This is a genomic window from Ruegeria sp. CL7, assembly GCF_056536445.1.
On the sequence record NZ_JBQFPQ010000005.1, the window covers coordinates 127536 to 149463 of the forward strand.

General features: G+C 58.9%; 24 protein-coding genes. 10 read left to right on the forward strand and 14 right to left on the reverse strand.

What is annotated here, in order from left to right:
- Positions 1–55: 55 nt before the first annotated feature.
- The 6 genes from ACR0LI_RS13985 to ACR0LI_RS14010 all read right to left on the reverse strand — a co-directional run bounded on the left by ACR0LI_RS13985 (position 56) and on the right by ACR0LI_RS14010 (position 3676).
- Complete coding sequence (locus tag ACR0LI_RS13985) at positions 56–889, reverse strand: EAL domain-containing protein (RefSeq protein ID WP_480621363.1); 834 nt, start codon at positions 887–889, stop codon at positions 56–58.
- A gap of 103 nt (positions 890–992) precedes the next feature.
- Positions 993–1181, reverse strand: a complete 189-nt coding sequence (locus tag ACR0LI_RS13990; protein WP_480718706.1) for a hypothetical protein — start codon at positions 1179–1181, stop codon at positions 993–995.
- Positions 1182–1274: 93 nt separating this feature from the next.
- The gene (locus ACR0LI_RS13995; RefSeq protein ID WP_170346335.1) at positions 1275–2246 is read right to left on the reverse strand and encodes a sterol desaturase family protein; all 972 of its coding nucleotides are present in this window, start codon (positions 2244–2246) and stop codon (positions 1275–1277) included.
- Positions 2243–2629 (reverse strand): hypothetical protein, encoded by a 387-nt coding sequence (locus tag ACR0LI_RS14000; protein WP_171724278.1) that lies wholly within the window; start codon positions 2627–2629, stop codon positions 2243–2245. Before ACR0LI_RS14000 ends, ACR0LI_RS13995 begins: the two co-directional genes overlap by 4 nt.
- Positions 2630–2688: 59 nt before the next feature.
- Positions 2689–3018: a hypothetical protein gene (locus ACR0LI_RS14005; RefSeq protein WP_480718707.1), complete on the reverse strand. Its 330-nt coding sequence runs from the start codon at positions 3016–3018 to the stop codon at positions 2689–2691.
- Between the two features lie 91 nt (positions 3019–3109).
- A complete protein-coding gene (locus ACR0LI_RS14010; RefSeq protein ID WP_171634966.1) occupies positions 3110–3676 on the reverse strand; it encodes a TlpA disulfide reductase family protein in 567 nt (188 codons plus the stop codon).
- 21 nt (positions 3677–3697) lie between these two features.
- Between ACR0LI_RS14010 and argH the strand changes: the two genes are divergently transcribed.
- The 5 genes from argH to ACR0LI_RS14035 all read left to right on the forward strand — a co-directional run bounded on the left by argH (position 3698) and on the right by ACR0LI_RS14035 (position 9435).
- Positions 3698–5086, forward strand: a complete 1389-nt coding sequence (gene argH, locus ACR0LI_RS14015; RefSeq protein WP_209834677.1) for an argininosuccinate lyase — start codon at positions 3698–3700, stop codon at positions 5084–5086.
- Positions 5068–5283, forward strand: coding sequence for a hypothetical protein (locus ACR0LI_RS14020; protein ID WP_224854660.1), 216 nt, complete (start codon positions 5068–5070; stop codon positions 5281–5283). The genes argH and ACR0LI_RS14020 overlap by 19 nt, the downstream gene beginning before the upstream one ends.
- An 87-nt stretch (positions 5284–5370) precedes the next feature.
- Positions 5371–5526 carry a hypothetical protein gene (locus ACR0LI_RS14025; protein ID WP_171229797.1) on the forward strand — a complete coding sequence of 52 codons (156 nt, stop codon included), beginning with the start codon at positions 5371–5373 and terminating at the stop codon, positions 5524–5526.
- 62 nt (positions 5527–5588) lie between these two features.
- Positions 5589–6854: a diaminopimelate decarboxylase gene (gene lysA / locus ACR0LI_RS14030; protein WP_480491877.1), complete on the forward strand. Its 1266-nt coding sequence runs from the start codon at positions 5589–5591 to the stop codon at positions 6852–6854.
- A 37-nt stretch (positions 6855–6891) separates the two neighbouring features.
- Positions 6892–9435 carry a TIGR02302 family protein gene (locus tag ACR0LI_RS14035; protein WP_480718708.1) on the forward strand — a complete coding sequence of 848 codons (2544 nt, stop codon included), beginning with the start codon at positions 6892–6894 and terminating at the stop codon, positions 9433–9435.
- Positions 9436–9437: 2 nt separating this feature from the next.
- On the opposite strand, the gene ACR0LI_RS14040 is transcribed toward ACR0LI_RS14035, so the two are convergent.
- Positions 9438–10178, reverse strand: coding sequence for a zinc-ribbon domain-containing protein (locus tag ACR0LI_RS14040; RefSeq protein ID WP_480621355.1), 741 nt, complete (start codon positions 10176–10178; stop codon positions 9438–9440).
- Positions 10179–10360: 182 nt separating this feature from the next.
- Between ACR0LI_RS14040 and ACR0LI_RS14045 the strand changes: the two genes are divergently transcribed.
- Genes ACR0LI_RS14045 through ACR0LI_RS14060 form a run of 4 tightly spaced genes read left to right on the forward strand, consistent with a single transcriptional unit; the run spans position 10361 to position 13266 of the window.
- Complete coding sequence (locus tag ACR0LI_RS14045; protein ID WP_152456816.1) at positions 10361–11038, forward strand: cell division ATP-binding protein FtsE; 678 nt, start codon at positions 10361–10363, stop codon at positions 11036–11038.
- Entirely contained in the window at positions 11035–11934 is a 900-nt protein-coding gene (locus tag ACR0LI_RS14050; protein ID WP_171634956.1) for a cell division protein FtsX, read from the forward strand. Before ACR0LI_RS14045 ends, ACR0LI_RS14050 begins: the two co-directional genes overlap by 4 nt.
- A complete protein-coding gene (locus tag ACR0LI_RS14055; RefSeq protein WP_480718709.1) occupies positions 11934–12677 on the forward strand; it encodes a lysophospholipid acyltransferase family protein in 744 nt (247 codons plus the stop codon). Before ACR0LI_RS14050 ends, ACR0LI_RS14055 begins: the two co-directional genes overlap by 1 nt.
- Positions 12661–13266 (forward strand): pyridoxamine 5'-phosphate oxidase family protein, encoded by a 606-nt coding sequence (locus tag ACR0LI_RS14060; protein WP_480718710.1) that lies wholly within the window; start codon positions 12661–12663, stop codon positions 13264–13266. The genes ACR0LI_RS14055 and ACR0LI_RS14060 overlap by 17 nt, the downstream gene beginning before the upstream one ends.
- A 20-nt stretch (positions 13267–13286) precedes the next feature.
- Here the strand turns inward: ACR0LI_RS14060 and ACR0LI_RS14065 are convergent, their stop codons facing one another.
- On the reverse strand, positions 13287–13880 hold the full coding sequence (locus ACR0LI_RS14065) for an NAD(P)H-dependent oxidoreductase (RefSeq protein WP_170346349.1): 594 nt from the start codon (positions 13878–13880) through the stop codon (positions 13287–13289).
- Positions 13881–13982: 102 nt separating this feature from the next.
- On the opposite strand from ACR0LI_RS14065, the gene ACR0LI_RS14070 reads away from it, so the two are divergent.
- Positions 13983–14561: a TetR/AcrR family transcriptional regulator gene (locus ACR0LI_RS14070; protein WP_480718711.1), complete on the forward strand. Its 579-nt coding sequence runs from the start codon at positions 13983–13985 to the stop codon at positions 14559–14561.
- Between the two features lie 21 nt (positions 14562–14582).
- On the opposite strand, the gene lpdA is transcribed toward ACR0LI_RS14070, so the two are convergent.
- The 6 genes from lpdA to ACR0LI_RS14100 all read right to left on the reverse strand — a co-directional run bounded on the left by lpdA (position 14583) and on the right by ACR0LI_RS14100 (position 21838).
- Positions 14583–15971, reverse strand: coding sequence for a dihydrolipoyl dehydrogenase (lpdA, locus tag ACR0LI_RS14075; protein WP_210093336.1), 1389 nt, complete (start codon positions 15969–15971; stop codon positions 14583–14585).
- Positions 15972–16042: 71 nt separating this feature from the next.
- On the reverse strand, positions 16043–16312 hold the full coding sequence (locus ACR0LI_RS14080) for a hypothetical protein (protein ID WP_152456823.1): 270 nt from the start codon (positions 16310–16312) through the stop codon (positions 16043–16045).
- A gap of 2 nt (positions 16313–16314) precedes the next feature.
- Complete coding sequence (gene odhB, locus ACR0LI_RS14085; protein ID WP_480491888.1) at positions 16315–17829, reverse strand: 2-oxoglutarate dehydrogenase complex dihydrolipoyllysine-residue succinyltransferase; 1515 nt, start codon at positions 17827–17829, stop codon at positions 16315–16317.
- 3 nt (positions 17830–17832) lie between these two features.
- Positions 17833–20790, reverse strand: a complete 2958-nt coding sequence (locus tag ACR0LI_RS14090; protein WP_480485788.1) for a 2-oxoglutarate dehydrogenase E1 component — start codon at positions 20788–20790, stop codon at positions 17833–17835.
- Complete coding sequence (locus ACR0LI_RS14095; protein ID WP_171724272.1) at positions 20787–21329, reverse strand: DUF805 domain-containing protein; 543 nt, start codon at positions 21327–21329, stop codon at positions 20787–20789. Before ACR0LI_RS14095 ends, ACR0LI_RS14090 begins: the two co-directional genes overlap by 4 nt.
- Positions 21326–21838, reverse strand: a complete 513-nt coding sequence (locus tag ACR0LI_RS14100) for a DUF805 domain-containing protein (protein ID WP_480491892.1) — start codon at positions 21836–21838, stop codon at positions 21326–21328. The genes ACR0LI_RS14095 and ACR0LI_RS14100 overlap by 4 nt, the downstream gene beginning before the upstream one ends.
- Positions 21839–21928 lie beyond the last annotated feature (90 nt).

The window sequence follows — 21928 nt, forward strand, 5'->3', positions numbered from 1 at the left end:
ACGGGCAGCTTGTCTCAGTGTCGGAAATGGTAGGAAAATGTCGATGAACAGGCAATCAACTGCCTGTTTTTGATCTGTTCTCCTGCTTCCAGGGTTCCGCAACACTGGGTGCGCCATACAAGAATCCTTGCAGGCAATCCACGCCAGTTGCCACCAAGAAAGCGGCATCCTCCTGCGTTTCAACCGATTCGGCCGTGACCAGAATTTCGAATTCACGGGCCACCGCGATCAGGGCCCGCACCAAAGTCTGGTTGTCGGGATCGTTGCTGATGCCCCGCACGAACTGGCCATCGATTTTGGCTGCGTCGAACAGAAACTCGCGAAAATGGCGAAAGCTGAAATTGCTGGCGCCAAAGTCATCCAGCGCAAAAGCGATGCCGCGATCCTGCAAGCGGTCCATGAAGTCGACAACCAGCTCAGGCACTTGCATGGCCGAGCTTTCGGAGATTTCGAGGATCAAGCGTTCGCCCAATCCGGCATCTCGTTTCAGGAATCTGTCCAGTATTCTGGACCAGTTGGAATAACCGATCGAGCGCGCAGACATGTTGATCGACAGGCGTATTTCCGGGTTCCTCGCCAATGTGCGCAACCCAAGCTCCAACGCGACGCAGTCCAGATCGCGGCCGATAGGAGTGTTTTCGACCTGAGGCATGAATTCTCGCGCCGGGATGACGCGGCCGGTTTCGTCCAGAACCCGAATGAACCCTTCGTAAAACGCGACTCGGTACGGGGCGTGCGCCTGTATCACCGGCTGAAAAGCCAGTTTGCACTGCTTATGCTTCACTGCATCGGTTGCCATCTGCACAACCGAACGATCCCGCGTCGAAACGGCCGTATTCAACGGACTTTCCGACCCCTCAGGCAGATGTGCCAGTTTTTTATTTCCCATAAGCGCGGATTCCCATGTGTCCGGGACAGGTGTCCGGTCACAGTCTCGGGGCAAAGAGATGAATCTGCGGTTAAGGGTTCGGAAAAATTTCCGTCTCGCGGGCTCAGCGGGTGGATTGCCACGCGCGTGTCAAAGAAGCTGCCGCGCCAAGTATCGCGCCCATCGCACCTAGGGCCATCATTGCAAAACCCAACGCGATCAGGGCTGCAACGGCGCCCCCAAGGGCTGCGAGCATGGCTATCATCAGGCCGAACAGGCCGAAAAAGGTTGAAATGGTTGCCAAACGATTCATACCGACCCTCGCTCACTCACACACGGCGCCTGTCGTCTGATATGGCGCTCAATGGCCGAGATTCAAGGCACAATCAGGGTGCAGCCGGCTGTTTCAAGCCTGTTCTGCTTGTCCGCTGGGCAGCTTTTTGTCCAGATGCTCAAAACCGGGCGTTCCGCGGTCTTCCGGGTGGCGCGCCAGATGCTTGGCCTTGATCTGTTCCGAACTGTCCCGGCTGCCGTCATGGCTGTACCCAGGTGGGGCAAAGCAGTAGGCCAGCCGCTGTTTCAGGGTCAAACCCGGCTGGGTCGCGTCGCGCCAGATGGCCACCCATTCGTGAAAGGCCACCCGCAGGGGATTGAAAGTGCCGATATTGTGCACCAGGCCATAGTCCACCCGGTCGTCCTCCTGCTCGGGGACGAAGGTGCCGAACAGCTTGTCCCAGATGATGAACACCCCGGCATAGTTGCAATCCAGATAGCGTGCGTTGCGGCCGTGATGGGCGCGGTGGTGACTGGGGGTGTTCATTACCGCCTCGAACCAGCGGGGCATCTTGCCGATGGCCTCGGTGTGAATCCAGAACTGATAGATAAGATTGAGGCCACCGACGAACAAAACCATCGCAGGATGGAACCCAAGCAGGATCAGTGGGGCGCGTACGACCATCATGAAAGTAAACGTATAAGTCCAGGTCTGCCGCAGCGCGGTCGTCAGGTTGTAGTGCTGCGAGCTGTGATGGTTTACGTGGCTGGCCCAGACCCAGCGGATGCGATGGCCAAAGCGGTGGACCCAGTAGTAACGCAGATCGTCCAGGACAAAGCACAGGATGATAACCGGAATTGACGTACCCAGGTTCATCGGCGTGATCTGCCAAAGCCACATGAAAAACGCATAGGCGATAAAGCCCAGCAAAAAGCCCGATGCGATGTTTCCGGCCCCCATGATCAAAGAAGTCACCGCGTCGCGTGTTTCATAACGCCCGCCTTTGCCTTTGACTGCGATCCACAGAAACTCGGCCAGAATTGCTGCGATGAAAAAGGGAACGGCCCATTGCACCGCATCGGGAAAACTAATTTGGTCTGTCATGCGGGCTCCATCAGGTCACGCCAGTGATGGCGTTCGAATTCGTCCAGTCGGATGAGTGTTTTGGGCACCGAGAATTCGTGAAACAGAATCTCAAATCCTTCCGGATGATCCAGAAGATCATAGTCCAGCAGATGCCGGGCCACGGTGTCGGCCCCGAAGGACCAAAGCAACCCATTGCCTGAACTGGTGCGCACCATCGCGGCGTGGCCATCATGGGAAACCGTGACGTCGACCACATCATCGTCCGGAAAGTGACGTGCCCATTGTGATCGTGCAATGTCGGGCGTCAGCATCACTTGCTGCGATTTGCCGGTGAGATGCAATAACAGGGTGACACCAGCTATGCCGCCGACGACCAGCGTCAGTAGAATTTCAAGTGGCATTCCATCCTCCTGAGCGCAGAGTGCAAAGGAGTTGAAACTCTGTCAAAGGTGGCGTTGCGTCAGCTGTTTTCCAGCCGTTCCAGTATCTCGTGTTGCACCACACGTTCGACGAAGGGCACCAGCCCCTCGGGGCCGGATGTACGATCCTTCAGATGGATGCAGGTATCCGGGCGCCGGGCGGCAATTATGCCCACCATTTCACCACGGATCGTGTCGTCAAGCCCCGCGCCCAAGATGGCGCAGGCAATTCGGGGCTCGGCATCCAGCTGTTTCCGGACCTCGTCCGTGTCATGTGCGCCCAGCCACTGAATCGGCAGATGATCCAGTTGCCGTGCCACATCACCGATCACATTTGGCAACCGTCCGATCAAAAGAACCACCGGCTTCATCGTCGCCTCCTTCCTATAAGGTCACAAACGAAAACCGGCCCAATTGGGCCGGTTCGAGTGTATCACAAACAGGCGGACGCTGCGCCATTCGTCAGCTATTGGATTCCACAAGCGTCGAGATAATCGCCTTCGCACTGTCCGAGTTCCACTCGGCGTCGCCGATCAGCCGGGCGATTTCCTGCCCTTCGGGGTTCAGGATGACCGTGATCGGCAAGGCGATGACGCCGAACTCACGGGCAGCGGCTGAACTGGGGTCCTGGTGACGGGGCAGGTTGGCGATGCCGTTCTCTTCAAAGAACTTTTTGATGCCGGCAGGCGAGTTGCGGCCCGTGGCCAGTGTCAGAACCTGAAACTTGTCGCCGCCGAACTCTTCCTGAAGTTCAGCGATCTGAGGCATCTCTTTGCGGCAGGGCGCACACCAGGTGGCCCAGAAATTCAGCAGCACATACTTGCCCTCATAATCGGCAAGCGTGCCGACACCGCCGTCATCTTCCAGCTGGAATTCGATTGATTTGGCGGGTTTCGGTTCCTTGTGCAGGATCAGACGTTTCAGGCTCTCTTCCCGCAGAGGGGCCAGCGTCTCGGCATCGGTCGCCAAGGCGGCATTTGCACCCAGCGCAAGGGCCATATAAAGGGGGATCAGACGAAATAGGCGCATATCAACTCCGGGTTTTCTTACATGACCGATCAATCCTCGAACCAGATGTGGGGCGGCCGCTTTGCCGCCGGTCCAGACGCGATCATGGAGGCAATCAACGCCTCGATCGGGTTCGATCAGCGGATGGCAGCCCAGGACATCGCAGGCTCGCGCGCCCATGCGGCCATGCTGGCAGCCACAGGCGTCATAAGTGATAGTGACGCCGAAGCCATTCGGGAAGGGCTGCTCACCGTTTTGTCAGAAATCCAGAACGGAGAGTTCCAGTTCTCGACCGCGCTGGAAGACATTCACATGAATGTCGAGGCACGTCTGAAAGAGATCATCGGAGAGCCCGCAGGCCGTTTGCACACAGGCCGGTCACGCAATGACCAGGTCGCAACCGATTTCAAGCTCTGGGTTCGTGATCAGCTGGACGCTGCTGAGAGCGGCTTGCTGGCCCTGATCCGCGCGCTTTTGGCGCAGGCCGAGGCTGGCGCCGATTGGGTCATGCCGGGCTTTACCCACCTGCAAACGGCGCAGCCGGTGACGTGGGGCCATCACATGATGGCCTATGTCGAGATGTTTGGCCGTGATCTGTCCCGCGTTCGTGACGCCCGTGCCCGGATGAACGAATCGCCACTGGGTGCTGCGGCGCTGGCCGGAACGTCCTTTCCCATCGACCGCCATATGACGGCCGAGGCGCTGGGCTTTGACCGGCCTGCCGCCAACTCGCTGGACGCCGTCAGCGATCGTGACTTCGCGCTGGAGTTCCTGTCCGTGGCCTCGATCTGCGCCGTGCATCTGTCGCGGTTTGCCGAGGAACTGGTGATCTGGTCTTCGGCGCAGTTCCGTTTCGTTACCCTGTCGGATCGGTTCTCAACCGGATCGTCGATCATGCCGCAGAAGAAAAACCCCGATGCGGCAGAGCTGATCCGCGCCAAGGTGGGTCGGATCTTTGGCGCCAACACGGCGCTGATGATGGTGATGAAGGGCCTGCCACTGGCCTATTCCAAAGACATGCAGGAAGACAAGGAACAGGTCTTTGACGCCGCCGACAACTGGATGCTGGCGCTGGCCGCGATGGAAGGCATGGTCAAGGACATGACCGCCAACCGCGATAGCCTGGCCGCCGCCGCCGGCTCGGGCTTTTCAACCGCGACCGATCTGGCCGACTGGCTGGTTCGGGTGCTGGGCCTGCCCTTCCGCGACGCGCATCATGTTACCGGATCGCTGGTGGCCATGGCCGAGAAGAAGGGCTGCGACCTGCCCGATCTGACGCTGGACGACATGCAGTCGGTCCATGCCGAGATCACAAATGACGTCTACTCTGTCCTTGGAGTCGAAAATTCTGTAAACTCACGCCAGTCCTATGGTGGCACAGCTCCTGATCAGGTGCGTGCTCAGGTTGAACGATGGAAGGCAATGGTGTGATGACCGTGCTGCGCGCGATTCTGATTGCAGGGTCCGGCCTGATGCTGGCCGGATGCGGAGCCGATGGTGAGCCCGTTCAGCCAGCGCCCGCTCAGCCAACTGTCAGTGCAACCGTCGGTGTCGGCTCTGGCGGAGCGTATGTAGGCGGTGGCGTAGGTCTGAGCCGTGGCCCGCTGGGGATCTACCTGGGATTCTAAGCCACTTTCATATTGCGCATCGGTTTTATATCCACCAACGTGAGGTGGCATGTCGGTGCGCATGTCATCCAAAGAAAAGATACTGAAATGAGAACACTAGGACTGTTTCTGGTATTTGCGGCTTTGACGGCTTGCGAACCTACATCGGCAAGACGCCCGGAACCTGCGGCAGAGCCCAAACAATCGGGCACCGGAGTTTCGATCTCGGGCTATGGCCGGGTTGGAGTTTCGACCCGAAATTAAACTTGGTCGATGGGTTCGGAATCCATTGATCCGAAGCTATCTTCTGGTCTAAGCGCGCAGACATGGATCATTTTCTCTACCGCGACGGCGCGCTATTCGCCGAGGATGTCCCTGTCTCCGAAATCGCTGCCGCGGTCGGAACGCCGTTCTATGTCTACTCCACAGCAACCTTGCTGCGGCATTTTCAGCTGTTTGACGATGCGCTTGACGGCACGGACCACCTTGTCTGCTATGCGATGAAAGCGGCCAGCAATCAGGCGATCCTGAAAACTCTGGCAAAGGCGGGCGCAGGGATGGACGTGGTTTCGGGCGGGGAATACCTGCGCGCCAAGGCGGCGGGCGTTCCGGGCGACAAAATCGTGTTCTCTGGCGTGGGTAAAACGGCGGATGAGATTCGTACCGCACTGACCGGCGGCATCCGTCAGTTCAACGTCGAATCCGAGCCCGAGATGGAAGTGATCAACGCCGTTGCACTGGAATTGGGTGTGCTTGCGCCGATTACTGTAAGGGTGAACCCGGATGTCGATGCCAAGACCCATGCCAAGATTGCCACGGGCAAGTCCGAGAACAAGTTTGGCATTCCGATTGCCCGTGCCTCGGAAGTTTACGCCCACGCTGCCAGCTTGCCGGGGTTGGAGGTGATCGGCATCGACGTCCATATCGGCTCGCAACTGACCGAACTTGAACCGTATGAGCTGGCCTACACAAAAGTAGCCGAGCTGACCGAACGCCTCCGTTCTGAAGGTCACAACATTCGGCGTCTCGATCTGGGTGGCGGTCTGGGCATTCCTTACACCCGGTCGAACAACGCACCCCCCTTGCCGATTGAATATGGTGCGCTGGTCAAGAAAACATTGGGGCATCTTGGCTGTGAGATCGAGATCGAGCCGGGCCGCCTGATCGCGGGCAACGCCGGGATCATGGTTAGCAAGGTCATCTACGTGAAATCAGGCGAAGGTCGCGATTTTTTGATCCTTGATGGGGCGATGAATGACCTGATCCGCCCGGCAATGTACGAAGCTTACCACGATATCGTCGCGGTGCAGGAACCTGTCGCCGGTGTGGAACAGCGCCCTTATGACATCGTGGGCCCGGTCTGCGAATCCGGTGACACTTTTGCCAAACAACGCAACATGCCGCCGCTCAAATCGGGTGACCTGATCGCCTTCCGCAGCGCGGGTGCCTATGGCGCGGTGATGGCCAGCGAGTACAATACCCGCCCGCTGATCCCCGAGGTTCTGGTCAATGGTGATCAATTTGCAGTCATTCGTGAACGACCAAGCTTTGACGAAATCATAAACCGCGATACCATACCTTCATGGCTTTGACGCGATGACCGCGCGGGCCTAACCCCGGAGGCCCGTCTTGTCCGACCGTTCAAACCTGCCCATTCCGCGCCTGTCCGTGTGGCTGACTCATGTCGGCATGGTGGCAGAACAGGTGTTGCGCGCGTTCTGGCCGGCGTTCTCGATTGTTCTTGTTCTGCTTGCGGCATTGATGCTGGGGCTTCAAGATGTTGTTTCCGTGGAAATTGTCTGGGCGGTCGGCGCGCTGTCCTTGGGGTCGTTTTTGACGGCTGCGGTGCTTGGCCTGAGGGGTCTCAAGTTGCCTTCGCGCGCCGAGGTTTTGATGCGGCTGGATGAGACCTTGCCGGGACGCCCAATTCAGGCCTTAATGGATGATCAGGCTATCGGTGCGGCCGATCGGGATTCCGTGGCGCTGTGGCAAGCCCACAAAGCCCGGATGGCGCAACGGGTCGCGACGGCCGAGGCCGTGAAACCAGACCTTCGGCTGGCATCGCGAGATCCTTATGCACTGCGCTACGCGGCATTGCTGGCTTTTGTCGTAGCGCTGGTTTTCGGCTCTTTGTGGCGCGTGGGGTCTGTGGCGGACATGGCCCCGGGCACTGCCGCCGCCGGGCAAGGGCCGACTTGGGAAGGATGGGTCGAACCCCCGCGCTATACGGGCCTTCCAACGCTGTATCTTGCGGACCAAACGGATGCAGAGCTTGCCGTTCCCAAGGGCAGCCGCGTTACCTTGCGGCTTTATGGTGAGGTTGGCGCACATAGCCTGACGGAAAACAGCTCGGCCCTGGGGGCCGAGGCGGCGACCGACCCCGAGCAGGAGTTCGTGGCAGAACGCTCTGGCCAATTGCGCATCGACGGGCCAGCGGGGCGGGAATGGGCCGTTGAGATCATTGACGACACGGCACCACAGATAGCCGTGGCTGGATCGGCTGAGGCCGAGGCGGGCGGGCAGATGAAGCTGCCATTCGTCGCAGGAGATGACTATGGTGTGGTTGCAGGCTCTGCCCTGATCGAACTGGATCTGGCTGCCGTTGATCGCCGCTATGGTCTGGCGGCAGAGCCCGAACCACGCGAAGCGATCGCAGTTGAACTGCCTATGCCGATCACCGGCGACCGGGTGGATTTTGCAGAAGATCTGATCGAGGATTTCTCGCAACACCCATGGGCGCATTTGCCGGTTCGGATCACCTTGATGGCCACGGACGCGGCGGATCAGCAATCGTCTTCCGAACCTTATGTGACCGATCTTCCGGCCCGTCGGTTCTTTGATCCGCTGGCCGCTGCGGTGATCGAACAACGGCGCGATCTGCTGTGGTCGCGGTCCAATGCGCCTCGGATCGCGCAACTGCTGCGGGCTGTATCTCATCTGCCAGAGGACTTGTTTCGCTCGGAAACTGCCTATTTGCGTCTGAGGGTCGTGCTGCGGCGGCTTGAGACCTTTGATCAATACGGGCTGAAACCCGAACAGCAGGCAGAGATCGCCCAGGCGCTCTGGGATCTTGCCGTGTTGATTGAGGACGGCACGCTTGCGGATGCGCTGGAACGGATGCGGCGCGCGCAGGAACGTCTGACCGAAGCAATGAAGAACGGCGCCAGCGACGAGGAAATCGCGGAACTGATGCAGGAATTGCGCGAAGCGACGCAGGATTACCTCCAACAACTGCAACGGTTGGCCCAGCCGAACGGCGAAGATGGCGAGCGTCAGCAGGGCCAGAACGGCGAGTCCCTGCAAATGACGCAGGATGATCTGCAACGCATGATGGACCGCATTCAGGAGCTCATGGAACAGGGCCGGATGGCCGAAGCCCAGCAGGCACTGGAAGAGTTCCAGCAGATGATGGAAAACATGCGTGTGACTCAGGGCCAGGGCGGAGGGCAGCAGTCCGAAGGTCAGCAGGCCATGGAAGGTCTTGCGGAAACCCTGCGCGAGCAACAAGGTCTGAGCGATCAGGCCTTCCGTGATTTGCAGGAACAGTTTAATCCAGGTGCTCAATCCGGTGAAAGCCAGGGCAATGAGGGACGCAATGGCGGGCAAGGCCGGGGGCAAAGCCACGAAGGTCAGGGCGGTCAGGGGGAAGGCTCGGATCAGGCTGGCGAAGGCCAGCAGGGTCAAGGCTCACTTGCGGATCGGCAGCAAGCGCTAAGAGATGAGCTGAGCCGCCAGCAACAGGGTTTGCCCGGCGCCGGCACGCCCGAAGGTGACGCCGCGCGCGAGGCGCTGGACCGGGCCAGGCGCGCCATGGACGAGGCGGAACAGGCCCTGCGTGGGGATGATCTGGCCGAAGCCATCGACCGGCAATCCGAGGCGATGGAAGCCCTGCGCGAAGGGATGCGTTCGTTGGGTGAGGCGATGGCGCAGAACCAGCAGAATCAGCCGGGTCAGGGAACGCAGGATGGCGACATGCAAGCCAACAATCGCGATCCGCTGGGCCGAAATCCGGGTGCCGCCGGTTCGATTTCAACAGATGAGAATTTGCTGCAAGGCGAAGACGTGTATCGCCGGGCGCGGGAACTGCTGGATGAAATCCGGCGCAGAACCGGGGAATCGGACCGCCCCCAGATCGAACTGGAATACCTGAAACGTTTGTTGGAGAGGTTCTGACCTCAGTTCTGGGCACCGGATCCAGCCTGTGCTTCAAGCCAGATACGCGCCTGATCCACAAGCGACACGTATGAGCTGAGCAACGGGTCGGCCTGAGGGACCGCTTCGCTGATCTGTTGGGCATTTCCATAGATCAGATACAGAACCACGCCGATGATCAGCATCAACGCGAAGCCGCGCAGGAATCCGCCCGATTTGCGGGGTGGCTGCGGGACCTCTTCCGACTCGTCAGATCGCATTGTCGAATTGATGGCTTCAACATCCGGCAGCGCGTCTTTCTGCCCTGCATCGACAGCGGTTTCCGAAGCCGAAGGCCGCTTGGGGCGCACCTTGGGTTCTGGTGGCGTATCCAGCCCCAGATCGGGCTGGCTCTCAAGGCTGCTGCCTTCCTGCGCCCGCAATTCCGCTTCGCGGGCAGCTTCCTCTTTCAGAATGCTGGCAACGGACGGATCGACATTCCCTGTAGGCGCAGCGGGTTTTTCAACTTCTGGCTTGCCTTCGGATACCGCTTCTTCAACAGGGCCCGGTTCGGCGTCCTGCGGAGCGTCGACCACGTCAAGCGATGTGTCATCCTGTTCGGGGGTTTCCGCTTTTTCGTCCGGTGCGCCTGCGGCTTCGGCAGGGTGCTTCGCTTGAAACCAGGTCTGATCACAGTTGGAACACTGTACGTCGCGGCCTTCCTCGGGGATGACCTCGTCAGGAACCTCGTACTGCGCGCTGCAATTCGGACATGTAAGACGCATGCTGCCTCCTCGGCCGGGCGAAGGGCCGATAATAGTTTTTCCAGGAATGATATTCGGTTAAGACCCAACAGCAAAGAGCGTTTTCGGTTTCGCGGGTCAAGTGTCACCAATTGGACCCGGTAGAGCCATTGAAACCATCACCATGCTCGGGCAAGAAGAGCGGCAAAATAACGGGGGCACGTGTGATCGAGCTGGAAAATGTCAGCTACACCTACGGTGGCGGCGAGTTGCTGAGTGATGTCTCGGTACAATTGCAGCCGGGTTCGTTTCACTTTTTGACCGGGCCTTCCGGGGCGGGCAAGACCACGTTGCTCAAGCTGTGCTATGGTGCCCTGCTGCCGAGCTCGGGGCGGTTGAGTGTGTTTGACCAGGATATTTCAACCCTTGATCGCGACCAGCTGGCCGTATTGCGTCGCCGCGTTGGTGTCGTGCATCAGGATTGCCAGTTCCTTGACCACATGACGCTTGCCGAAAACGTCGCGTTGCCGCTGATGGTGTCCGGGCGTTCGGAAACATCCGAGCAGGAAAACCTGACCGAGCTGCTCAGCTGGGTGGGTCTTGGCGCCAGGCTCGAAGCGCTCCCGCCTGAACTGTCCGGCGGCGAGCGGCAAAGGGCCGCTCTGGCGCGTGCCGTCATATTGTCGCCTGACGTGGTTTTGGCGGATGAGCCGACGGGCAATGTTGACTGGGAAATGTCGCAACGGCTGCTGCGTCTTCTGATCGAACTGAACCGGATGGGCAAAACCGTCCTGATCGCCACCCATGATCTGAGCCTGATCCGCGCGGCCAAAAGCCAGGTACAGGCCCGTGTCCTGCGTATTTCGCAGCGCAAGCTGCAACTGGCGGGGGCGGATCTATGATCAGTCCTGATCTCAAAAATCTGTTGCGCGGTGACAAACGGGCAGACCGGGTTGTTCCCCCAACGGGATATACGGCACACCTGACTCTGTTTGTCGCGGGTGCGATGGCGTTTCTTGCAGTATTCGCACTGGCCCTGTCTCTGGCTTCGGGGCGCATTGCGGATCGCTGGGCCTCGGAACTGGCCGGAGCGGCAACCCTGCGCATCAACGCGCCAGCGGAACAGCGTGCGGCCCAGACCGAGGCCGCGCTGACCGTTCTGAGCCAGACGCCTGGTGTGGCCTCGGCCCGTGCTTTGACGCAGGAAGAGCAGGCGGCGTTGCTTGCCCCTTGGTTCGGGCCGGATCTGCCGCTGGATACGCTGCCCGTGCCGCAGCTTATCGAGATCATTGAAACCGAACCGGGCATCGACGTGGCTGGGTTGCGTTTGCGACTGGGGGCCGAGGTGCCGGGCGCCGTGCTGGATGATCATACGCGGTGGCGGGAGCCTTTGGTTGATGCGGCGATGTCCCTGCGTCGTCTGGGGTGGATTTCGATCCTGCTGATCGGTGGTGCGACCGCTGCCATGATTACCCTTGCCGCCAACGCGTCGCTTGCCGCAAATGCCCAGATCATCGAAGTGCTGCGCCTGGTCGGTGCACGCGACGGGTTCATAGCGGGCGCATTCGTAAGGCGGTTTACATATCGCGCATTCTTTGGGGCATCAGTCGGTACATTGCTGGGCATGACCGGTGTTCTGATGCTGCCCGAAGCCTCGGAATCGGGTGGTTTTCTGGCTGGCGTCGGCTTTCAGGGCAAAGACTGGGCGTTGCCGGTTCTTATCCCGATCCTTGGTGCCATGGTCGCGTTTTTTGCCACCTGGGCTGCGGCCCGACGCAAATTGAAGGAGCTTTCCTGATGTTGATGGCTGTTCAATGGGTTCGGTCATTGATCTTCATGATCATGATCTACGCCTGGATGCTGATCCTTGGCATTGTCTTTCTGCCCTATGCACTGTTTTCCAAGGCTGGTGCCCTGAGGGCGTGCAAGACCTACGCGCGCAGCACCATGTGGCTGGCTCGTTGGATGGTTGGCATTCGGTGTGAAGTGCGGGGTACGGTTCCAACGAATGAAGTGGTCATAGCCGCAAAACACCAGTCGTTTCTTGATATCATCATAATTTTTGATGCCATTCCGCACGGCAAGTTCATTATGAAGCGCGAGCTTTTGTTTACACCCGTCATTGGAATGTATGCGCGGCGACTTGGCTGTATTCCGGTCAATCGCGGCAAGCGCGGTGCTGCCGTGACCAAGATGGTCAAGGATGTATCGAAAGAGTTTTCGGAACCCGGGCAGCTTGTGATTTACCCGCAAGGGACACGTGTGGCGCCCGGTGCGAAGAAACCTTACAAGGTTGGAACAGCCGTTCTTTACGAAGGGCTCGGCTTTCCCTGCGTTCCGGTCGCCACGAATGCAGGCGTCTTCTGGCCCCGAACGGGTGTCATGCGCAAACCGGGCCTTGCGATCGTGGAATTCCTCGACCCGATCGAGCCGGGTGTTGGCCGGGACGACTTCCTTGCCCGGCTGGAAGATGTGATAGAAACACGTTCCAACGAGTTGATGCGGGAAGTGGGGTTTGATCCGGATGGAGCACATTCGTGACATTGAAACGCTTGAAGCGTTGTATGGTCGGCCCGGCGCGCCGTCCTTGCGAAAGGTCGTTCATCAGCTGACGCCTCTCTATCGCAAGTGGATCCTCGCATCGCGCCTCTGTGTGCTCAGCACGGTTGGCCCAGAAGGTGTGGATGGCAGCCCGCGGGGCGATGATGGCCCGGTCGTGAAAGAGCTGGATGCGAATACGCTGGCTCTGCCGGACTGGCGCGGCAACAACCGTCTGGACAGTCTGCGCAATATCGAGCGCGACCCACGTGTTTCGCTGATGTTCTTCGTCCCGGGGTCCAATAACGTCGTTCGGGTGAACGGGTTGGCGCGGGTAACGGCGGATGAGACCCTGCGGCATCAATTCGAGAAGGCCGGCAAACGCCCGGCGACTGTTATCGTGATTGAAATTGCTGAGATATACAGCCAATGCGCTCGTGCTCTGATCCGGGCGCGTATCTGGTCCAGCGGTGATGGAAGCGGCAATCTTCCCACGATAGGACAGCTTCTGTCCGAGGCATCAGACGGTGCGGAAGGCGGCGCGCAATATGACGAGGAATGGCCTGCACGCGCCGCAAAAACGATGTGGTAGATGTAGGTGCCAGTTGTGGTTCAAACCGCAGCGGCTCCGATCCTTGATACTTTTTCCAACCAGCGATCGACGCTGCCGGGCTTGGGATAGCTTGCACCGGAAAAATAGGTGAACCGCGTTGGCTTGAAGCCGACGAACCCAAGGATCTGGTCCCGTACCTGACGGATAAGCGCCTGCCTGTATATCAGGCGCATGAACCATCCCGGCGTGTCTGACGTCAGGATGACGCGTGCAGTACGCCCAGTCAGCATGGGCGCCGGAAATCCGATCTTGGTGGTGTTCCGTGTGTCAAACGTTCGCCCCGGAATGAACATTCGGTCGATCAGTCCTTTGAGTTTTGCTGGAAGGCCGCCCCACCACATCGGGGTGGTCAGGACCAGGTGGTCGCTCCACTCAAAGTCTTGCAACACTTGCTCCAGAACCGGCTCAAGCGGTTTGAAGTCGTGATAATTGCCCTGACCGAAATCAAAATCGAATTGCAGATCGCTCAGATGAACCAACCGTACATCGTGCCCGTTTTTGCGGGCCGCGTCTCTGTATGTTTCGGCAAATGTGCGTGACAGGCTGCTTTCTGCGGGGTGTCCGTCAAGAATGAGAATCTTTTTCGGTTGCATCGGGTATCTCCTGAAAAATGACCGTGGTCAGTTTATAGAATCAAAAAATGACCACGGTCAATAAAAATTTGACCACGGTTAGAAATTGTGCGATTGAGCCATATGCAAAAGACGATTCAGAAACGCACGATCAAGACCCGCGCCAAGCTTCTTGCGGCCGCTGAAGAGGTCGTCCGCAATGGCGGATATGAAGCGTTACGGGTGGAAGAGGTCGTGAAGGCCGCAGGGGTCGCGAAGGGCACCTTTTTTGCGCATTTCCACGACAAGGATGCGCTGATGGAAATTCTGATCGCGGACAAGCTGAATGCGTGTCTGGATCAGGCCGAGGCCGGAGCACCACCCAATACTGTTGCAGAAATCGTCGCGTCGCTGGACCCGGTTCACAGTTTCATGACGTCCGAGCGATATGTATTCGATCTGTTGATCAGGTATTCCGGTGCGACGGCTGTCGCCGAAATAGGACCGGTGGCCTATTGTTTTGAGCGATACTTCCGCGTCGTGATGCTGTGGCTCGAAGATGCAGAGGTGCGCAAGGACGTGCCACCCGAGTTGTTGGCCGAAGGTGTGCAGGCCTTTGCCATACAGGCCATGTCATTAAGATTCTGCGCGTTGCATTCAGCGACGACATTTACCGACAGGTTGGAGACCTATCTGAATGCCTGGTTGACCCCGACAGGCTGATCGCTGCCGGGGGCAAGGTTGTCAGCTGTGGATCGGACCGTCGCCGCAGGCCAGTGCGGCCTCGCGCACGGCCTCGGAATAGGTCGGGTGCGCGTGGCAGGTCAGGGCCAGATCTTCGGCGGATGCGCCGAATTCCATCGCCACGCAGACCTCATGGATCAGGTCGCCTGCGCCGGGGCCGATGATGTGGCAGCCCAGGATACGGTCGGTTTCCTTGTCGGCCAGGATCTTGACGAACCCGTCAGAGGCAAAGTTGGCTTTGGCGCGGCCGTTGCCCATGAACATGAACTTGCCGACCTTGTAGGCACGGCCTTGTTCTTTGAGCGTCGCCTCGGTTTCACCAACATTGGCGACCTCGGGCCACGTATAGATCACACCCGGAATGACACCATAGTTCACATGCCCATGCTTGCCCGCAACCTGTTCCGCCGCGGCCATACCTTCATCTTCGGCCTTGTGCGCCAGCATCGGGCCTTCGATCACGTCGCCGATGGCGTAGATGCCCGGTACGTTGGTCTGCCAGTCCGCACCCACCTTGATCTGGCCGCGCGGGGTCATCTCGACGCCCAGAGCGTCCAGCCCCAGACCATCGGAATAAGGCTTGCGCCCGGTGGCCACTAGCACGGTATCGGCGTCGATCACATGCTCGCTGTCGTCCTTGAGCAGCTTGTATGTCACTTTGGCCTTGGTCTTGGTTGCTTCGGTTTTCTGCACCGCTGCACCCATGATGAAGTTCAACCCCTGTTTCTTGAGGATACGCTGGAATGTCTTCTGCACCTCAGGGTCCATGCCCGGCGTAATTTCCTTGAGGAATTCGATCACCGTTACATCTGCGCCCAGGCGGCTGTACACCGAACCCAGTTCGAGCCCGATCACACCCGCGCCGATCACCACCATTTTCTTCGGGATCTTGCCCAGAGACAGCGCTCCGGTTGAGGTCACAACCACCTTCTCATCGACTTCGACACCGGGCAGCGAGGACGGTTCGGAGCCTGACGCAATGATAATGTTCTTGGTTTCATGGATTTCATCGCCAACCTGAACCTTGCCGGCCGCAGGGATCGAGCCCCAGCCTTTCAGCCAGTCGATCTTGTTCTTCTTGAACAGAAACTCGATGCCCTTGGTGTTGCCCTCGATCACCTCATCCTTGTAGGCCTGCATCTGTTTCCAATCGACCGAAGGCGATTTGCCCTTCAGGCCCATCTTGGCAAAGTTGTGTTCGGCTTCATGAAGCTGATGGCTGGCATGCAGCAGAGCTTTTGACGGGATGCAGCCCACGTTCAGACAAGTGCCACCCAGCGTTTCGCGCCCCTCGACCACAGCGGTTTTCAAGCCCAGTTGAGCGCAGCGGATCGCGCAGACATAGCCGCCGGGTCCGGCGCCGATTACGATGACGTCATAGTTTGCCATTACATTCTCCTAAACCGACCGGACGATCCGGCGCTTTCCCGACCCGATCTGGCGGGTCGGGAATATCTTTGTCAAACGGGTTCCAGCAGCTTGATCGAGATATGCGCAATGCCGCCTCGTTCATGGTGCATTGCCAATTCTTCGGATCCGAAAAATGCCTTGGCCTTGTCCAGGTTGATCACCTCGAACATCGCGATCGCATGGTCCTTCTGATCGGGGTCGCGCCAGACATGCAGGTCGCGGATACCCGCGGCCTTGCGCATCGGCTTGTCCTCGCGGAACACTTTCAGCCAGGCGTCGAAATCGGCCACATCGGCCTGCCAGAGTACATGTGTCGCCATGGTTACAGATCCATCAGCAGGCGGCGCGGATCTTCAAGCGCCTCTTTCACGCGAACCAGGAAGGTTACCGCGCCCTTGCCGTCAACAATGCGGTGGTCATAGGACAGGGCCAGATACATCATCGGACGGATCTTGATCTCGCCATTGATGACCATCGGTCGTTCCTGAATCTTGTGCATGCCCAGAATGCCCGACTGCGGGGGGTTCAGGATCGGCGAGGACATCAGCGAGCCGTAGACGCCACCGTTCGAGATTGTGAAGGTACCGCCCTGCATCTCGGCCATCGAAAGCTTGCCATCGCGGGCGCGCTTGCCCTTTTCGGCGATGGCTTTTTCAATGGCTGCAAAGGACATGCTGTCCGCGTCGCGAATGACCGGAACCACCAGACCCTGCGGCGTGCCGGCCGCAACGCCCATGTGAACGAAGTTCTTGTAGACGATGTCGGTGCCATCGATCTCGGCATTGACCTCGGGCACTTCTTTCAGGGCATGGCAGCAGGCCTTGGTGAAGAAGGACATGAAGCCCAGGCGCACACCGTGCTTCTTCTCGAACTGGTCTTTGTACTGATTGCGCAGGGCCATGACTTCGGTCATGTCCACCTCGTTATAGGTGGTCAGGATCGCGGCGGTGTTCTGCGCATCCTTCAGGCGCTTGGCGATGGTCTGACGCAGACGGGTCATCCGTACACGCTCTTCGCGAGCCTCATCTTCGGCAGCAACCGGTGCGCGCGGAACCTGAGCAACGGGCGCCGGCGCAGCCGCCGCAGGTGCGGGGGCCGAAGCAGCCGCGACTGCCTTGGCGACATCTTCCTTCATGATGCGACCATCGCGACCGGTGCCGATGACCTGATCGGCTGACAACCCGGCTTCGGCCATCGCCTTTTCGGCAGACGGCGCATTTGCAACATCCTTGCCGGTGCTTGCCGCAGCAGGAGCCGCAGCAGCAGCTGCCGGTGCAGGGGCTGCGCCTGCGGCCGCGCCCGAGATAACTGCCAGCTTGGCGGTTGCATCAACGGTTGCACCTTCCGGCGCGACGATTTCCGCCAGAACACCCGCAGCCGGGGCGGGTACCTCGACCGAGACTTTGTCGGTTTCCAACTCACACAGCATCTCGTCCTGCGCGACGCTGTCGCCGACTTGCTTGAACCAGGTCGAAACAGTCGCCTCAGTCACAGATTCGCCAAGCGTGGGCACCATCACGTCAACCGACCCGCCCGATGCAGAGGGTGCGGCCTCGGGGGGTGCTGCAGCTGTTGCCGGGGCAGGCGCGGCTGCACCTTCACCGGCAGCAATCGTCGCCAGCAAAGCATCGACACCAACCGTGTCGCCTTCGGCGGCCACAATCTCACCCATCACGCCAGCTGAGGGAGAGGGCACTTCGACCGTCACCTTGTCAGTCTCCAGCTCACACAGCATCTCATCCATGGCGACCGCATCACCGGGCTTTTTGAACCATGTTGCAACAGTGGCTTCGGTGACCGACTCGCCAAGCGTGGGAACACGAACTTCAATCGTCATCGCTTATTTTCCTTCGAGGCTCAGCGCTTCGTTAACCAGCGCTTCTTGTTGGGCTTTGTGTTGGCTGGCCAGGCCCGTCGCGGGCGAGGCCGAGGTTGCGCGACCGACATAAGCCGGACGGGTATGTTTCGCGCCGATCCGGGACAGAACCCATTCGATATTGGGTTCGATAAAGGTCCACGCACCTTGGTTTTTGGGCTCTTCCTGACACCAGACCATTTCGGCATTCTTGAACCGTTCAAGCTCGTTGATCAGAGAATGCGCCGGGAAAGGATAGAACTGTTCGATCCGCATCAGATAAATGTCGTCGATGCCGCGAGCATCGCGTTCCTCCAGCAGGTCGAAATAGACTTTTCCGGAACACATCACCACACGTTTGATCTTGTCATCCGCCACCAGTTTGGTGTCGGAATTGCCCTTCTGTGCATCATCCCACAGTACCCGGTGGAAGCTGGATCCGGTGGTGAAATCATCGGCGGTGCTGACGGCCAGTTTGTGACGCAGCAGTGATTTCGGTGTCACCAGGATCAACGGCTTGCGGAATGTCCGGTGCAGTTGGCGGCGCAGGATGTGGAAATAGTTTGCAGGCGTCGTGCAGTTCGCCACAATCCAGTTGTCCTGACCGCACATTTGCAGGAACCGCTCCAGCCTTGCCGACGAGTGTTCGGGGCCTTGCCCCTCGAACCCGTGCGGCAGCAGACAGACCAGGCCGGACATCCGCAGCCATTTCGATTCACCCGAACTGATGAATTGGTCGAACATGATCTGCGCGCCGTTGGCGAAGTCCCCGAACTGGGCTTCCCACAGGACCAGCGCATTTGGTTCGGCCAACGAGTATCCGTATTCGAAGCCGAGCACTGCATATTCGGACAGCATCGAGTCGATCACTTCGTAATGCGACTGACCTGCGCGAATGTTGTTCAGCGGATAATACCGTTCTTCGGTTTCCTGATGAACGAATCCGGAATGGCGTTGGCTGAAGGTGCCGCGCGTGGCGTCCTGCCCTGCAAGGCGTACCGGGTAGCCCTCGGTCAGCAAGGATCCGAAAGCCAACGCCTCACCAGTGGCCCAGTCAAAGCCTTTACCGGTTTCAAACATCTGTTTCTTGTGCTCAAGCAGACGACCAACCGTCTTGTGCATGGCAAATCCGCTTGGTGCGCGGGTAAGGGCATCCCCGATTTCGGCCATGGTTTCCGGCGTGATCGCCGTCTCGCCGCGCATGTATTCGTCTTTGTTCTTGTCAAGATGCGACCAGCGCCCATCCAGCCAATCGGCCTTGTTGGGTTTATAGTCCTTACCGGCCTCGAATTCGTCGTTCAGATGAGCCTGGAAGGCCGCTTTCATATCTTCGATCTCACCCTCGGGGATCAGGCCATCCTTGACGAGGCGCTCAGTGTACAAAGACAGCGTGGTCTTATGCGTCTTGATCTTCTTGTACATGATCGGGTTGGTGAACATGGGCTCGTCGCCCTCGTTGTGACCAAACCGGCGATAACAGAAGATATCCAGAACCACGTCCTTGTGGAATTTCTGGCGGAATTCGGTCGCCACCTTGGCTGCATGAACAACTGCCTCGGGGTCATCCCCGTTCACGTGGAAGATCGGCGCCTCGACCATCAGCGCGATATCCGTCGGATATGGGCTGGAGCGTGAAAAATGCGGCGCGGTGGTAAAGCCGATCTGGTTGTTCACCACGATATGCATTGTCCCGCCGGTGCGATGCCCGCGCAGACCGCTCAGGCCAAAGCCTTCGGCCACGACGCCCTGACCGGCAAAGGCTGCATCGCCGTGCAGCAGAATGGCCATGACCTTGGTGCGGTCCGTGTCGCCCAACTGATCCTGCTTGGCGCGGACCTTGCCCAGAACCACAGGGTTCACCGCCTCAAGGTGCGACGGGTTCGCCGTCAGCGACAGGTGCACGCTGTTGCCGTCGAACTCGCGATCGCTTGAAGCACCGAGGTGGTATTTCACGTCGCCCGAACCATCCACGTCTTCGGGTTTGAAACTGCCGCCCTGGAATTCGTTGAAAATGGCGCGGTACGGTTTGCCCATCACATTGGCCAGAATGTTCAAACGGCCCCGGTGCGGCATCCCGATCACGATATCACTGAGCCCGAGCGCGCCACCACGTTTGATGATCTGCTCCATCGCCGGAATAAGCGCCTCACCGCCATCGAGACCAAAGCGCTTGGTGCCCATGTACTTGACGTGCAGGAATTTCTCAAAGCCTTCGGCCTCGACCATCTTGTTCAGGATAGCTTTGCGGCCTTCCTTGGTGAACTGGATTTCCTTGCCATAGCCCTCAATGCGCTCTTTCAGCCAGGCGGCCTCTTCCGGGTTCGAGATATGCATGTATTGCAGCGCAAAAGTACCGCAATAGGTCCGTTTCACGATCTCGACGATCTGCCGCATCGAGGCGACCTGAAGTCCCAGAACGTTGTCGATAAAGATCGGGCGATCCATATCGGCATCGGTGAAGCCGTAGGTTTTGGGATCCAGTTCCGGATGATTGCTGGCCGCGCGCATGCCAAGTGGGTCAAGGTTGGCAGCCAGATGACCCCGGATCCGGTAGGCCCGGATCAGCATCAGCGCCCGCAGACTGTCCAGCACCGCGCGCTTGATCTGGTCATCGCTGACTTCGACACCTTTGTCGGCGGCCTTTTCCTTGATCTTCTTGCCTGCGGCCTTGGCGTCAATCTCGGCCCACTCGCCGGTCAACGCACCGGTCAGATCATCCGCTGGCATGGGCGGCCAGTCGGTTCGCGCCCACGAAGGCCCTTCGGCCTCGCGCTGCACATCAGGCGCGGCGTCGCCCATGGCCTTGAAGAACTCGACCCAGGCAGCGTCTACCGCACCGGGGTTCTTGGTGTACTGCGCATAAAGCTGTTCCAGATATTCGGCATTATGCCCCTGCATGAAGCTGGAGGCGTGAAAGGCAGTATTGGGCGAGTGTTCGGTCATTGGGCTACCTCATGTGGGTTGGGACCGTATTGATTGGTGCCTGGCTGGCTGGGGCGGGTCAGCCACCACAGCACCAGGAGGGGCGACACCACCAGAACGATAAGTGTCGGGATGACGATCAGCAATGTTGCGCGGGTAAACAAAATGTCGAGCGTTCCGCCATGCTGGAAACTCGAGGCGATCCCGATACCAAAGATCAGGACGACAAAGGCCCCAAGGATCAGCAGGATCGGCAGCAGAGCATACAGCCCACTGCGCCCGGTGTCGTGCATCCGCCGCCACGCAACGGCCAGATGCGGGAAGAAGACGATCAGGCCGACGATGCTCTGCACCGGAGCCGAGGACGTTGCGGTGACGGATTTCACCTCATCGCTTTCGGTGATCGCGACCTGAGTGAAGAACTGCCAGTCGATGATGCCGGCAATGATGTTCCAGATCACGATGAACAGAAAAAAGAACCAGTACTCGGGCCGCGAGGCACGACCTGAGAAGGTGAAGACATTGGCAAAACAGGTGCGGATGGCGTCGGAGAAGGTCATGGTGTCACTCCTCCCTCGGGCGCTCCGAAGCGATTGCTTTGCGGATCTGATGCTACAAGCATCATGCCAAGAACGTTGGCTGCAACCAGTGCGCTTGTGATAAATCCAATAAGGAGCGCTGCGGCGATAAGCACGATGACGAACAACCCGAGAAAGAGGATGCCGAAACCGCTACCGGCTAGCAGGACTAACCCAAGCCAGTATGTCACCTGATAACCTAACCAGAGAATAATTAAAGGCATGAATGGATAGAATGCCTGACGACCCTCCTCACCAGTATCTTGCAACCGGCGGCTCATGGCCGATAGCAGAGGGACACAGGCTACCATAACGACAAACAGTTGCCAGATGCCCCAAATCTCGGCTTTCTGCCATTTAAGCTGTGTTGCTGTTACGATCGGCAAGACAAGCGCGACCGGTGCAAACCACCAGAATTCTGAGCGTGTGGCTCTGCCGGAGCAAACAAAGGTTTTCCGAAATCCGGTCGATATGGCCTGCATTGGTACCATCAATACCCACCTGCCCGGCGACACCGCCGGGCAGCGCCCGACCGCCCCCATGGGCGGGCGCTTTGCACCCACCCGCGGTCGGGCGCTGCC

What these genes read in the sequence shown, in the direction of transcription:
- ACR0LI_RS14025 (WP_171229797.1), top strand. Translation starts at nt 5,371, where the DNA reads ATGAGAACACTAGGACTGTTTCTGGTATTTGCGGCTTTGACGGCTTGC.
- ACR0LI_RS14000 (WP_171724278.1), bottom strand. Translation starts at nt 2,629, where the DNA reads ATGCCACTTGAAATTCTACTGACGCTGGTCGTCGGCGGCATAGCTGGT.
- ACR0LI_RS14070 (WP_480718711.1), top strand. Translation starts at nt 13,983, where the DNA reads ATGCAAAAGACGATTCAGAAACGCACGATCAAGACCCGCGCCAAGCTT.
- argH (WP_209834677.1), top strand. Translation starts at nt 3,698, where the DNA reads ATGACCGATCAATCCTCGAACCAGATGTGGGGCGGCCGCTTTGCCGCC.
- ACR0LI_RS14065 (WP_170346349.1), bottom strand. Translation starts at nt 13,880, where the DNA reads ATGCAACCGAAAAAGATTCTCATTCTTGACGGACACCCCGCAGAAAGC.
- ACR0LI_RS14090 (WP_480485788.1), bottom strand. Translation starts at nt 20,790, where the DNA reads ATGACCGAACACTCGCCCAATACTGCCTTTCACGCCTCCAGCTTCATG.
- ACR0LI_RS14010 (WP_171634966.1), bottom strand. Translation starts at nt 3,676, where the DNA reads ATGCGCCTATTTCGTCTGATCCCCCTTTATATGGCCCTTGCGCTGGGT.
- odhB (WP_480491888.1), bottom strand. Translation starts at nt 17,829, where the DNA reads ATGACGATTGAAGTTCGTGTTCCCACGCTTGGCGAGTCGGTCACCGAA.
- ACR0LI_RS14040 (WP_480621355.1), bottom strand. Translation starts at nt 10,178, where the DNA reads ATGCGTCTTACATGTCCGAATTGCAGCGCGCAGTACGAGGTTCCTGAC.
- ACR0LI_RS14005 (WP_480718707.1), bottom strand. Translation starts at nt 3,018, where the DNA reads ATGAAGCCGGTGGTTCTTTTGATCGGACGGTTGCCAAATGTGATCGGT.
- ACR0LI_RS14020 (WP_224854660.1), top strand. Translation starts at nt 5,068, where the DNA reads ATGGAAGGCAATGGTGTGATGACCGTGCTGCGCGCGATTCTGATTGCA.
- ACR0LI_RS13990 (WP_480718706.1), bottom strand. Translation starts at nt 1,181, where the DNA reads ATGAATCGTTTGGCAACCATTTCAACCTTTTTCGGCCTGTTCGGCCTG.
- ACR0LI_RS14100 (WP_480491892.1), bottom strand. Translation starts at nt 21,838, where the DNA reads ATGGTACCAATGCAGGCCATATCGACCGGATTTCGGAAAACCTTTGTT.
- ACR0LI_RS14050 (WP_171634956.1), top strand. Translation starts at nt 11,035, where the DNA reads ATGATCAGTCCTGATCTCAAAAATCTGTTGCGCGGTGACAAACGGGCA.
- ACR0LI_RS14080 (WP_152456823.1), bottom strand. Translation starts at nt 16,312, where the DNA reads ATGGCGACACATGTACTCTGGCAGGCCGATGTGGCCGATTTCGACGCC.
- ACR0LI_RS13995 (WP_170346335.1), bottom strand. Translation starts at nt 2,246, where the DNA reads ATGACAGACCAAATTAGTTTTCCCGATGCGGTGCAATGGGCCGTTCCC.
- ACR0LI_RS14060 (WP_480718710.1), top strand. Translation starts at nt 12,661, where the DNA reads ATGGAGCACATTCGTGACATTGAAACGCTTGAAGCGTTGTATGGTCGG.
- lysA (WP_480491877.1), top strand. Translation starts at nt 5,589, where the DNA reads ATGGATCATTTTCTCTACCGCGACGGCGCGCTATTCGCCGAGGATGTC.
- ACR0LI_RS14055 (WP_480718709.1), top strand. Translation starts at nt 11,934, where the DNA reads ATGTTGATGGCTGTTCAATGGGTTCGGTCATTGATCTTCATGATCATG.
- ACR0LI_RS14095 (WP_171724272.1), bottom strand. Translation starts at nt 21,329, where the DNA reads ATGACCTTCTCCGACGCCATCCGCACCTGTTTTGCCAATGTCTTCACC.
- lpdA (WP_210093336.1), bottom strand. Translation starts at nt 15,971, where the DNA reads ATGGCAAACTATGACGTCATCGTAATCGGCGCCGGACCCGGCGGCTAT.
- ACR0LI_RS13985 (WP_480621363.1), bottom strand. Translation starts at nt 889, where the DNA reads ATGGGAAATAAAAAACTGGCACATCTGCCTGAGGGGTCGGAAAGTCCG.